General features: G+C 70.4%; 9 protein-coding genes and 1 pseudogene. 6 read left to right on the forward strand and 4 right to left on the reverse strand.

The genetic code is table 11. The features are described from left to right. The first annotated feature begins 44 nt into the window (after positions 1-44). Positions 45-1,343 carry a sensor histidine kinase gene (locus PV734_RS35015; RefSeq protein ID WP_319293476.1) on the forward strand — a complete coding sequence of 433 codons (1,299 nt, stop codon included), beginning with the start codon at positions 45-47 and terminating at the stop codon, positions 1,341-1,343. 615 nt (positions 1,344-1,958) lie between these two features. Further along, positions 1,959-2,840: an SGNH/GDSL hydrolase family protein gene (locus tag PV734_RS35020; protein WP_319096122.1), complete on the forward strand. Its 882-nt coding sequence runs from the start codon at positions 1,959-1,961 to the stop codon at positions 2,838-2,840. Here PV734_RS35020 and PV734_RS35025 read toward each other — a convergent pair. Next, a pseudogene (locus PV734_RS35025) lies at positions 2,820-4,448 on the reverse strand (IS200/IS605 family accessory protein TnpB-related protein). The gene PV734_RS35020 and the pseudogene PV734_RS35025 overlap by 21 nt on opposite strands. An 867-nt stretch (positions 4,449-5,315) precedes the next feature. Here PV734_RS35025 and PV734_RS35030 point away from each other — a divergent pair. Next, a complete protein-coding gene (locus PV734_RS35030; protein WP_319096121.1) occupies positions 5,316-6,518 on the forward strand; it encodes a sensor histidine kinase in 1,203 nt (400 codons plus the stop codon). A 93-nt stretch (positions 6,519-6,611) separates the two neighbouring features. After that, complete coding sequence (locus PV734_RS35035) at positions 6,612-7,268, forward strand: response regulator transcription factor (protein WP_319096120.1); 657 nt, start codon at positions 6,612-6,614, stop codon at positions 7,266-7,268. Here the strand turns inward: PV734_RS35035 and PV734_RS35040 are convergent. Further along, positions 7,238-7,918 (reverse strand): DedA family protein, encoded by a 681-nt coding sequence (locus PV734_RS35040; RefSeq protein WP_319096119.1) that lies wholly within the window; start codon positions 7,916-7,918, stop codon positions 7,238-7,240. The two genes, PV734_RS35035 and PV734_RS35040, sit on opposite strands and share 31 nt — an antisense overlap. Further along, on the reverse strand, positions 7,915-8,646 hold the full coding sequence (locus PV734_RS35045) for a class I SAM-dependent methyltransferase (protein ID WP_319096118.1): 732 nt from the start codon (positions 8,644-8,646) through the stop codon (positions 7,915-7,917). Before PV734_RS35045 ends, PV734_RS35040 begins: the two co-directional genes overlap by 4 nt. Positions 8,647-8,769: 123 nt before the next feature. Here PV734_RS35045 and PV734_RS35050 point away from each other — a divergent pair, with 123 nt between their 5' ends. After that, on the forward strand, positions 8,770-9,924 hold the full coding sequence (locus PV734_RS35050; RefSeq protein ID WP_319293478.1) for a sensor histidine kinase: 1,155 nt from the start codon (positions 8,770-8,772) through the stop codon (positions 9,922-9,924). Then, positions 9,921-10,580, forward strand: a complete 660-nt coding sequence (locus PV734_RS35055) for a response regulator transcription factor (RefSeq protein WP_319096116.1) — start codon at positions 9,921-9,923, stop codon at positions 10,578-10,580. The genes PV734_RS35050 and PV734_RS35055 overlap by 4 nt, the downstream gene beginning before the upstream one ends. 171 nt (positions 10,581-10,751) lie before the next feature. Here PV734_RS35055 and PV734_RS35060 read toward each other — a convergent pair whose 3' ends face one another. Further along, the gene (locus PV734_RS35060; protein ID WP_319293480.1) at positions 10,752-12,773 is read right to left on the reverse strand and encodes an alpha-L-fucosidase; all 2,022 of its coding nucleotides are present in this window, start codon (positions 12,771-12,773) and stop codon (positions 10,752-10,754) included. Positions 12,774-12,883 lie beyond the last annotated feature (110 nt).

Genomic DNA, 12,883 nt, shown 5'->3' on the forward strand with positions numbered 1-12,883 from the left:
CCGTGCCCGCACCGAGTACCCCCGTGCCCGCACCGAGTACCCCCGTGCCCGCCCCACACCCGGACGAGCGCCGGTTCCTCCAGGCCCTGACGAGCGATCCCGAGCAGCGGGTGATCGCATCGGCCGTCTCCCGGCTCGCCTCGTGGCGGCGGGCCGACCTGGCTCGTCCCCGGGTCCGGCAGTGGGGGGTCCCGGCCCTCTGCCTCGCGGTCGGCAGCGACGCCTACACCAATCCACACAACGTCACCGACCCCCAGCTGCCGATCGTCCTCGCCTTCTGCATCCCGCTGCTGTGGCGGGAGCGACGCCCCATGCTGATCTTCGCCCTCACCACGGCCGTCTCGATCGTGTCCCTTCCCCTCGGTGTGCTGACCGGCGCCGAGTTCGCCCGGGTGGTCGCCCTCTTCAATGTCGGCCGGCACTGCACCCCACGCCAGCTGGCCGCCGCCACCGGCATCACCCTCGTGCAACTCGTCGCATGGGCCTACTTCTTCTGGCGCGGCCAGCAGCTGGAGTACGTCACGCGCCCGGAGCCCGTGACCTTGATGGTGATGGTCGCCGTAGTGGCGTTCGCGGCGCTCGGGCTGCTCCTGCGGCTGGCCTACGCCTACATCGACGTTCTGAAGAAGCAACGCGACCAGCTGGCCCGTCTCGCCACCGCGCAGGAACGCGCCCGCGTCTCCCGCGAGATGCACGACATCCTCGGCCACACCCTCGCCGTCATCGTCGGCCTCGCCGACGGCGCCGCCCCCCTCACCGCGGCCAAGCCCGAACGTGGTGCCCAGACGCTGCGCATCATCAGCGCCAGCGGCCGCGACGCCCTGGCCGAACTGCGCCGCCTGTTCTCCGTCATCGGCGACGACCGCGACGACCGCGCAGGTCAGGGCCGGTCGTACGACGTCCCGCTCGCCCCTCAGCCCGGCCTCGCCGACCTCGACGCCCTGCTCGACCGGGTCCGCGCCGTCGGCCCCACCGTCGCCCTGCACGCGCACGGCGACCTCACCGGCCTGGCCCCGGGACTTCAGCTGTCCGCCTACCGCGTCATCCAGGAGGCCCTGACCAACACCGTCAAGTACGCCGCCTCCGGCACCTCGGTCCACGTCTCCATCGCCGCCGACCCCGGCACCGTACGCATCACGGTCGAGGACACCGGCCCGTCCCGTGCCCCGGGGACACACCGTGGCCGGACGGGCGGCGGCCGGGGGCTGGTCGGCATGCGCGAGCGGGCCGCCCTCTACCGGGGCGAGGTCACCGCCGGCCCCAACCCCCACGGCGGCTGGACCGTCCACGCCACCCTCATCCCCAACCCACCGGCCAACTCCCTTGAGATACACCCCGCTTGACATCGAGCCCCGCGCCTACGGCAGCTCCCTGGTCCCGACGCCGACCGCCCTCGAACGGCACGCACAGGCCTGGAGCGCACTGCGTGCTGCGCGCCGCACCCGGCGGCCTGTGGTCTGCGGCCTGCGGCCTGCTGCCTGCTGCCTGCTGCCTGCTGCCTGCTGCTCAAGAACGCCCGCCGGCTCGAACTCTTCGCGCAGACAGGAGCGTTCGCGCGCGGCGAAGCCGTGGTTGCGCCCTGCACGGCTCGCCGCCTGCTGGACACCGCCACCCCGCAGACCACCTCGCCCGAGCCGACACCCGCCTGACCCACGGCACGGGACTCCCGGGCCCGCCGACCACACCCCTGCCCAGAGTCGACGCGCCTTCCTACCGCGGTACTGCTCAACACCGCCGTATTCGGTCCCGCGGTGCCGATGACGTGCGCGTTTTTCCGCCTGGTTCGACGACAGGGCCACACCCGCCTCGACCCCACCGTGATCCGGGCAAGCCTTCCGCCTCCTCCCCCACCGGCCCTGCCGGTCCCGCTCCGGGCACCGCCGCCCATCGCCAACAGCCGCCTGCGCTGCGGTGCCCACCCAGCAGTTGGTCATCCGTGACAACGACAGGAGAAGCCCATGGGACCGTATGCACGAACAGGTCTGGTCGGGATCGTGAGTTGCGGTGTTCTGTTCACCGCCGTCCTCATCGGACGGCCGGACGCCACCAGCACTCACACCGGCACCGGCGTCAACGCCAAGGACGAGCGACCTCAGCCGGGGCCCTACGTCGCTCTCGGCGACTCCTACACCTCCGGCCCGAAGATCCCCCGGCAGTCCGGGACTCCGGCCGGCTGCGAACGCTCCGACCACAACTATCCCTCGGTGGTGGCACGCCAACTCGGCGTCCCGGCGGCCGACTTCCGTGACGTCAGCTGCAGCGGCGCCACGCTCACCGACCTCACCGCGCCGCAGAAGACGTCCAACGGCACCAATCCCGCCCAGCTTTCGGCCCTGTCGACGCGGACGCGACTGGTCACCCTGGGCATCGGCGGCAACGACATCGGCTTCGGCTCGACGGTCACGAAATGCGTCATGGTGGGCGCGATGTACCGAGGCATCGGCAGCGACCGCCTCTTCTCCGACGACGCGCCCTGCAGGAAGCAGTACGTCGACGGCGGCACCGACGAGGTGGCGCGGAAGATCCAGGAGTCCGGCCCGAAGCTGTCCGCGGCGCTGGCCGAGATCGAACGGCGTGCGCCGAACGCCCGGGTCTACGTCGTCGGCTATCCGGCGATCCTGCCCGCCGACGGCAAAGGCTGCGGCAGGGAACTGCCCCTCGCGCCCGGCGACGCGACCTATCTGCACGACAAGGGGAAGCAGCTCAACACCATGCTGCGCGAGCAGGCCGAGGCCGCCGGAGCGACGTACGTCGACACCTACTCCCCGTCCGTCGGTCACGACGCCTGCTCCGAGAAGACCCGCTGGACAGAACCGTTCCTAGGGACTGAGCGGGAGTGAGTCCTGTTGCCAGGTCTCGTGCTCGGCCGAACGCCCCGGACGGTGTTGGGCGTTCTGGTTGCCCGCGTTCGCTCCGTGTCCGGGCGGCACGGATCGTGTCCGTGGTCCGGGAATGCGGGGGCGGGTTCCCTCACGCCCAGGAACACCCGTTCTGGCCTGGACGGTCCGATGCCCCACCGCATCACTCCGGTGTGGTGGGGGCGGTGCCGTCCGTCGCCGGATCGGGTGTTGCTGGGCGCGCCTTCCGATCGCCACGGCGGCAGCATCATGGCGAGTCGTTGTACGGGTGGTGGTGAGGGGTTTCTGCCAGTGCTGGGCTCCCCAGCGGCTGGTGCAGGCGGGGTCGACGGCGATGACCGCGATACCCGTGGCGTCGGCCATCGACGCCAGCCGGGCGCGGAGTTTCCCGGTGGGCATGCCGGAGATCAGCTGCCTGAAGCGTTTCCTGCGGCCGTGTTTCTCCCGGGTCTTCTCGGTGGTGAAGTCGAGGTCCTCGACCGCGATCGCCTTCACCCCGCAGGTTCTGGCCCAGTGCAGGAGGCGGGTGAGGGCGTGGCGGACCTGGGCGTCGCGGTGTTCGGCGGTGCCGGTGAGGTCGTAGGGGAAGTGGCGTGGGCTGCCGGTGGGGTTGCCGTGGGTGTCGAGGTGCCAGGCGGCGAGGTGGTCGGCGTTCATGTCGACGCCGATCACCCCGTGGGCGAGCGCGGCCTCGATGGGGAGGGTGGGGGTGGGTGGGATCTGCCAGGACGCGGTCACATACCAGCGGTCCCGGGCGGTGTCGTAGTGGATGCGGTAGGCGACCGCCCGGTTGGCCGCGACCCGGTCGGCCCACTCGGTGCCCCGGTGCGCGAACCGCACCGTGCAGGCCAGGACGTACCGTCCGTGCAGGGCGTTCGCCAGATACGCCAGCGGGGCGGGGAGTTTGATGCTCACCTCACCATCCGGGCTGATCCGGATGGTCTCGTTGCCGTGGCGCTTGCCGGACTCCCCATCGGCCTGGCAGAACCAGCGTTCCGCCTCCCACCGCCCACGCCACACCGACTCCGTGAGCTGAGCGGCGTCCAGGTGGTGGCGGGTGCGGGCCAGACGTTTGCCGCCGCGTACGACGTGGACGATGCCGGCCTCGCGGTCGGCCCGCGCGGCAGTCAGCCGGTCCTGAAGGACCCGCAGCCGCCGGGACTTGGCATGCCACTCCCGCCGGGAGCGGTAACCCCCGGGCTTGCCCTTGGTCCCCTTCTGCCCGACCGGCTGGGACAGGCGGTCCTCGACGGTGCGGATGCCCGCTTCGAGGTGGTGGAGGTGCGCCGACTGGCCACGCCGGGCCAGCGCCCACTGATCATGCGTGGCCTTGGTGATCGATCCCGCCCACCGCGACGACGACAACGGTGTCAGCTCCCGCTTACGCACCGCCCACGTCTTCCCGGAATGCGACACACCGTCCCGGCAACGCGCCTTGAGATCCCTCGAAGCCAACGACCCCAGATGCGCACCCAACAGGCGCAGCACCTTCTCATCGTCCGCGGTCAGGTGTTTGAGGCGGGTACGGGCGGCCACACCACTGGGACCGGACGCGACGAACGGCACCGCGATGCTCCTCAGCTCACCCACCCCGCCCCCTTCCCGACCTGAAGATCCCGTCACCATGGGAAACGAGCACCACCCGCGAAGGTCACGCATTCGACGCAAGAACGTCAGTTCCCCACCGAGAACCAGCCCCACAGCCGAGGCACGCGACACGACACCAACCATCCACACTCACTCCCGCCCACCAGAACACTCTTGAACGCACTCCAGCGGCAACAGCTCAGAACCCCTGCGACCCAGCAGCCCGGCCGCCGCCGTCCACCCGAACGCGCACGGCGAGAAGGGCATGGCCGACGCCGTGCTCCGCGCGATCGGCGACTGAACGCCCCGTAGGAGGAACCCGGGAACATGCCCACCGCTCTTGTCGTCGCCGAGGTGAGGCGGACCGTGCGCCGCTTCCCGCAGCCGTGTGGAGGGACGCTGTAGTACCCAGGTACTAGCCGGCGTCACCGTATTCCCACCCACAGTGCCGTGGAGCCCGTCGATACCCCTTCTAGGTTGGGACCCGGGCCTGGTCGGGCCCGTCCACGAAAAGACCTCTTTCCTGGCGGGAACACATCCGTGGCCACGATCCTGCACCGCCTCGCGCCGGTCGGCGTCTCACGTGCTCAAGGCAGCCGGACCGGCCATGACGCTGCCGTGGGACGAAACCGGCTCCGCGCCGTTGTCAGCCGTACGATCAAGGAAGAGCGGTCCGCCCCGGTCGGTGTTCTTCCCGAGTCGCCGCTCGTCCGTCCATTCCCCCCGGCACCGGCGAGCGGACTGCCCGCACCGCGAAGGGCACCGACCTTGACCCCCACTCCCCCACAGGATTCCCGGCCCGGTCGACGCCTCCCCGGTCGGCCCAAGCTGCCCAAGGCGCTGACGGCCGATGATGAGCAGCGTGTGATCGTGTCGATCATCGCCCGGCTGTCTTCCTGGGCGTGGGCGGACCGGACCCACCCCCGGGTCCGACGGTGGGGCGTCCCGCTGTTCTGCGCCGTCCTGGGCCTGCCGTACGTGCTCACTGCCGCCGAAGAATCCGGGATCGCCGAAGAGCTGGCCCTCACCCTCGCGGTGGCCGTTCCGCTGCTGTGGCGGGAGCGTCGGCCCATGCTGGTGTTCGCGCTCATCACCACCAGCGCTGTACTGACGACCTACGCAGGGCCCTCGCACGATGCCAACGCATCCGCCGACGTCGCACGTCTCGTGGCCCTGTTCAACGTGGGCCGCTTCGCCACCCCCGGCCAGATACTCGTCGCCCTGGCCATGTCCATGGCGCAGCTGTTCGCCCGGACCGCCGGGCTTCCGGCCGACGGGCGGCCGGAATACACCGCACGCCCGGAACTCGGCCTGCTGCTGGGGGTGGTGACGGTGACGGCCATCGCCTGCCTCGGCCTCGCCACCCGGCTGGTGAACGTCGTCATCGCCGCTCTGCAGAAGGAGAAGGACCAGCAGGCCCGCCTCGCCGTCGCCCAGGAACGCGCCCGCGTCTCGAAGGAGATGCACGACATCCTCGGCCACACCCTCGCGGTCATGGTCGGCCTCGCCGACGGCGCCGCGGGCCTGACCGAGGCGAAGCCCCAGCGCGGTGCCGAGACCCTGCGGATCATCGCCGACAGCGGTCGCGGCGCCCTCGCCGAACTGCGTCGCCTTCTCGCCGTCATCGGAGACAGCGACGGACCGCACGACGTCCCGCTCACCCCACAGCCCGGCCTGGCCGACCTCGACCCGCTGGTCGAACGCGTCCGTGCCGCCGGCCCTTCCGTGTCCCTCTCCACCGACGGCGACCTCAGCACGCTGGCCCCCGGTCTGCAGTTGGCCGTCTACCGCATCGTCCAGGAAGCTCTCACCAACACCCTCAAGTACGCCGCCGCCGACACCTCCAGCAGCGTCCGGGTGAGCGTCGAACGCGGCACGGTCCACGTCGACGTCGAGGACACCGGCCCCCTCCGTGCACCCCGCGCCCGGAGGAGGAGCACCGGAAACGGCCGCGGTCTGATCGGCATGCGCGAACGCGCGGCCATCTACCAGGGCCAGGTCACCGTCGGACCCAACCGTGCGGGCGGCTGGAGCGTCCACGCCCGCCTCCTGACCACCCCGCCCTCCCCCTAGCCCTCGGCTCCTCCCCTCCCCATTTGCAGGGAGGCACCTCGTATGCGGGGAGGCACCCCCACCATCCACGACCCGAACGGAGAACCCCCGCGCATGACCACCGTGCTCATCGTCGACGACCAGGCCCTGCAGCGCCTCGGCTTCAGCATGCTTCTGGAACAGCATCCCGATCTGACCCTCATCGGTGAGGCCACCCACGGTGCCGAGGCCGTCCGCAAGGCCGCCGAGCTGAAGCCCGATGTCGTCCTCATGGACGTCCGTATGCCCGGCATGGACGGCATCGAGGCCACCAGACGCATCATCGAGTCCGGCGGCCGCTCCCGCGTCCTGGTCCTGACCACCTTCGACCTCGACGAATACGCCTACGACGCCCTGCGCGCCGGAGCATCGGGATTCCTGCTGAAAGACGCCATGCCCGACGAACTCGTCGCCGGCATCCGCGCGGTGGCCGCCGGAGACGCCGTCATCTCGCCCGGACTGACCCGCAAGCTGATCGACGCGTTCGGCAGCCGTCTGCCGGGCCACACGCCCGAACAGGAGCGGCGGCTGGGCCGCCTCACCAACCGCGAACGCGAGGTACTCACCGCCATCGCGACCGGCTGGAGCAACACCGAGATCGGCGAGCGCCTGTCCCTCGCCGAGTCCACCGTCAAGTCACATGTGAGCAGCATCCTGGCCAAGATCGGGGTCCGGGACCGGGTCCACGCCGTGATCTTCGCCTACGACGCCGGACTCGTCAGGCCGGCCTGAACATGGTCGGCGGACTTCGTGGCGGGCCCGGACCCCGGTTCTCGGGGCGGAGGAGAGGGGCGGCGCCGTCTTCGCCACAGGAGCAAGCCCCCGACCGCCGACAGAGCGACCAGCGCGAGGGCGGGGCCGCCCAGCGTGAGGACGCGTTGGAGAGAGGTCGCGGCGGCGTATCCGACACCGACTTCCGCTGTGGCCCAGACACAGGCGGCGACGACGCTGTACGGAGCGATACGCCGGTAGGGCAGGTGGGTGGCGCCCGCGGAGTGCGGGGCGAGGGTGCGCACCACCGGCAGGAAGCGGGCCACGAAGACCGCTCGCCCGCCGTGGCGCGCCATCAGCGTCTCGGCCCGGCGCCACGCGGCATCCGGAACGCGACGGCCCAGGGAGCCGCCGCGCAGCCGGTCACCGAGGTACCTGCCGGTGCGGTGGGCGAGGAAGTCACCCGCGACCACGGCGCCGGCCGCGGCCGAGATGACGAGAAGAAGGTTGACCTGGCCCGTGCGGGCCAGCGCGCCGGCGGTCAGGAGCAGGGTCAGCGTCGGGACGAAGGCACCGACGAGAAGGACCGACTCGGCCAGGACCGCGGCGGCCACCACCGTGTACGCGGCGACCGGCGAGAGGTGGCCGAGGAGGTCGGAGAGCACGTTCACCGGCTCGCCCTGTCCAGCCGCGGCCCGGGCAGGTCCGTCTTCGCGGAGACGAGGGGGCGTCGCAGATGCCAGACGTAGGCCGGCGGAATATTGGCCCACACCGTCCAGCGGCCCGTGGCGTAGGTGCGCTGGTAGGCGGCCATGATCTCGTCCACGGCGGCGTGACGGCGGGCTTCGGCCCGCGATGCCGTCAGTGCGCGGGCCCTGCGGGTGCCGAGGTAGGCGAAGTAGGTCAGCGTGCCGCCGGGGTGGAGGAGTTCCAGGTAGCGGGCCATGATGCGCTCGACCTGCGCGGGCGTGAAGTTGGTCAGGGGGAGCCCGGAGACGATCACGTCGTAGCGCTGGTCGGTGTCGAGCTGCTCGACGTAGATCTGATGCACGTTCACCTGCGCGGACGTGGCGGTCAGGGCCGGGTGCGCGGTGACGAGGCGTCGCAGTCCGGCGGCGAAACGCGGATTGGCCTCGACGATGTCCAGGCGGCTGCCCCGGGACAGCCGCGGTATCAGGGCTCGGGTGACCGGGCCGGTGCCGGCGCCGACCTCCAGGACGGCCAGCGGATGGGGCGCCTGAGCCAGTACGGGGTCGGTGAGTGCACGGGCCAGGGCTTTGCCGCTGGGGGCTATGGCACCCGTGGTGCGCAGATCACGGGCCGCTTCGATCAGGAACATCCAGCCTTCGGCGTTGCGCTGCGTCACGGCATGGTCGCGGGAGAGGGTCCGGTGGTTCATAGAATCGACGCTAGGAGGCCGCGAACGGCATGGAATCCATCGTTCGGCGACCACTTCCCCATACGAAAGTAGGGGGTGGACATCGTCGATCGTCGGACGGAACAACGCACCGCCCTGCCTAGGATGGCGCAGGTGAGCAGCAGAGAAAGCCGCAGATGGGCGGCCTACGGGCGCGTGGTTCTGGTGACTCTGTGCGTACTGGCCGCCGTGCTGAACGACGTCGCACTCGACGGGCCTCACCTGGCCCTCGTCATGGCCACAGCACTGGTGTGCGGAGCGGCCCTGCTCGTGCCCCGGCTGCGGTGGCCCGCCGCACCGTTGCTGATCACGATGGCCACCGCATGGTGGGGATCGCTGTTGCTGCCCATGCTGGCAGTCGTCCTGTACGACCTGGCCATGGACCGCCGCGCTCGGATCGCGGTGGGCTGTGGCGTCGTCGCGCTGAGCGCCAACGTGGTCAGCTACCGGACAACCTCCCTGTGGACGGGCCAGTCCTACGCGGCCACGGTGCTCCTGCCGGTCCTGGCCGTGCTCGTCGGGCTGTGGCTCGGCAGCCGGCGCCGCCTGCTCCTGGCACTGGCGGCCGACGTCGAGCACCTGAGCGTCGAGGCGCAGCTGCGCGAGGAGACGGCCCGCATCACGGAAAGGGCCCGTATCGCCGCCGAGATGCACGACGTCCTCGCCCACCGCCTCAGCCTGATCGCCCTGCACACCGGCGTCCTGGCCACCAGGAGCGACACCCTGCCCGCGCCCGTCGCCGAACGCCTCGGCCTGCTGCGCACGACGTCCGTCGAGGCGCTCACCGATCTGCGTGACGTTCTCGGTGTGCTGCGCGACCCCGACGCGACGCCGGCCGGCGTCGCCCTCACGCCGATGATGAGGGAAGTGGGAGAACTCGCCGACGAGGCCCGCGCCGCCGGCCAGCAAGTCGAGCTGACGACCGACGGCCGTCCCGAGCAGGCTCCGACCACCCACCGGCTGGCGGTGTACCGCCTCGTCCAGGAAGCACTGACCAATGCCCGCAAGCACGCCGACGGTGCTGCGGTGACCGTCCGCATCGGCTACGGCCCGCCCGCCACCCTCGTCGAGGTCACCAACCCCCCTGGCACTCCCCGCGCGGACACCGTGGGCAGCGGCTACGGACTCATCGGCCTGCGCGAACGCGTCACCGCCCTCGGCGGGCACCTGGACTCCGGTCCGGCCGGCGCCGGCGCCTGGCGGCTGGCCGCCCGCATCCCCCACCCCGTCGGCATCGAACAGAACGGCACCCGCACATGATCCGCGCCATGATCGTCGACGATGACGCCCTGGTCCGCCTCGGCCTCGCCGACCTCATCGAAGGTGACCCGGGCATCGAGGTGGTGGCCAAGGCCGCCGACGGCCTCCAGGCCATCGAAGAGGCCACCGTCCACCGCGTCGACGTCGCCCTCGTCGACGTACGCATGCCCCGCATGGACGGCATCGCCGCCACCGCCCGCCTGCGAGCCCTCCCCCACGCGCCCAAGGTGATCATCCTGACCACCTTCGACCTCGACGAGTACGTCTACGACGCCCTCGCAGCCGGAGCCGACGGATTCCTCCTCAAGGACACCGACCCCGCCGAAATCCTGCGCGCCGTCCACCTTGTGGCCGCCGGCTCGGCCATGCTCCACCCCACCGCGGCCCGCCGCCTCATCGACCGCTACCACGCGGTCAACCAGCCCGAGGCAACCGCCGCCAAAGCCCGGCTGGACCGGCTCACCCCCCGCGAACGCGACGTACTCACCCTGCTCGCCCACGGCGACACCAACGCCGACATCGCCACCCGGCTCGCCATGCGCGAGAGCACCGTCAAAGCCCACGTCAGCCGTGTCCTTACCGCCCTGGAAGTCACCAACCGGGTCCAGGCCGCCCTACTGGCCCGCGACGCGGGCCTCACGGCCCGAGAGGGCTGACGAGGGCGGCGGCCCGCCCGCTGATCAGTACCGCGTGGGTTCTGGTCGCTGGTTCCTGATCCCCGCGCTCGGTGGGGACGGAGCATCGGGTTGGGACGGGCCTCGCGGTCGATGGGCGTGAGCCCCTGTCTCTGCCTGCTGCCAGATCGGCATCATTCGGAGTGGCGCCAGTCAGGTGACCGGGTGGAACGTCCACAGCAGGTTGGTGCTCTGCTGCCAGGTCCACTGCTTGGCCGCCGCGCCTTCCACGACCATTCCGCCGCCGTCGAGAACAAGTCCCGTACTCCGGTTGGCGATCGAGTACTGGCCTTGGCCACGGTGGGTGATCTGCCACTGTTGCGTGTCACCGCCGTCCCAGGCCTTCTGCCGGGCCGGGTCGCCGTTGCCGGTGAGGCCCCAGCCGTCGGCGACCATGCCGTTGGTGCGGTTGACGAGCCTGTAGTAGCCGTTCCCGAGTTCGATCGCCTGCCACTGGAGATTGGAGTGCGTTGTCGACTCCCACAGCTTCAGGTTCGAGCCGCTCGCGACCTTGCCACCGCTGTCCAGCACCAGGTGGTTCGTGACGTTGGCCAGGCGAAAGTACCTGTCGGGCCTGAACGTCACCTTCAGTGATCTGATCACGTCGTTGTTGCCGGTCACCCGTAGGTCAGTGGTGTTCGAGGTGAACGTCCAGGCCGTGCCGGTGAAGTTGTCGCCGGAGTAGCCCGTCACCTGGAGGCCGTCGGGCACCAGGACGGACGAGGCCGTGGCGGGCGCCAGGCCTGCGGCGGACAGCTGGGACGAGGTGTAACCGCCCAGCGGCAGGACGGCGCGGCCGGCTTGGTAGTCGACGTCCTGGAACACCGTCGCGGAAACCCTCAGGGGCATGCCCTCGACCTCCACGCACACCACGGAGGCGTTGGCGTTCGGCGCGGTGGCCGGCACGGTGACGTTGATCTGGTCGGTGACGGTGTACGGGAGCGAGATCGAGGGGTTGTCCAGCAGGTAGACGCGGCTGACCGTGTTGTCGACCACCGGGATCCGGAGCTGACCGTTCGTGGGCCAGCTGAAGACATGGGCGAAGAGCTTGCCGTTCTTCCTGGTGACCTTTCCCCACGCGGGTTCGATGACGAACGGGCTGCCGCTGGTGCCGTGGATGCTGTCGCTGTACGTCGACATCCAGGAGGCCACGCCGTTCAGGACGGTCTGCGTTCCCGCGGTGACCGAGCCGTCGCCCTTGGGGCCGATGTTCAACAGGAGGTTGCCGTCCCGGGAGACCACCGTGACGAGCTCCTGGACGATGTCCTTGAGGGATCTGTAGGAGTTCTCGCGCGCCGCGTTGTAACCCCAGGCGCCGTTCATGGTGGCGCACCGCTCCCACGGCCGGCCCATCGGCTCGGCGGGTACACCGAACTCCGCGACCGCGTAGTCGCCGAGACCGTGGTCCCGCTTGACCCGCTCGTTGACGATGAGGCCGGGCTTGCGGGCGATCAGCCAGTCGTAGAGGTCGCGGCCGTCCGATTCCAGCCACCAGTCCTCCAGGGTGGGGCCGGCGGGCTCGTCGAACCAGTCGCCGTCGAACCACAGCAGTGCCGGGTCGTAGCGGTCCAGCAGTTCCTGGAGCTGCGCCTTCAGATCGGTGATGTAGGCGGTGCGGGCGGCCTGCGAGGACATCGTCGTGAGACCGCCCTCGTGGCGGTCGGTCTGGGACGGGTGGTTCCAGTCGAGTATCGAGTAGTACAGGCAGAACTTGATCCCGCGGCTCTCGCACTCCGTCTTGAGATCCTTGAGCGGGTCGGTCCGGATGCCCTTGTAGTCGTGCAGGTTGTACAGACTGGTGGCCGTGGTGTCGGTGAAGCTCGGTACGTCGGAGTCCCACATCGCGTAGCCCTCGTGGTGCTTGGCGGTGATCACGAGGTACTTCATGCCGGCGTTCTTGGCCAGTTCGGCGATGGTGGCGGCGTTGAAACGGGCCGGGTCGAAGTTCTTGGTGACCTGGTTCTGGTAGTTCGCCTTGCTCCACTGTTGGCTGTCGAACGCCCACTCGCCCTGCCCCAGGTACGAGTAGGACCCGAAGTGGATGAACATGCCGAACCGGGCCTCGTACCACCAGTCCATCTTCGAGGGGACGGCATACGCCTCGGCCGTGGCGGGCCACAGAGCCTGCGGCAGGCCGACGGTCGCGATTCCCCCGGCGAGAGCGGCGGCCTTCATCAGAGAGCGTCTACTGAGGCGAGACGGGGACATGGCGCGGCTCCATGGGTCGGGAGGAGACAGGGCAAGGCGGCAGGAGCAGAGCAGCAGTCCAGTGCGCACTCGGCCCC

Origin of the sequence: Streptomyces sp. AK08-02 (genome assembly GCF_033795085.1) — a bacterium.
GTDB lineage: Bacteria > Actinomycetota > Actinomycetes > Streptomycetales > Streptomycetaceae > Streptomyces > Streptomyces echiniscabiei.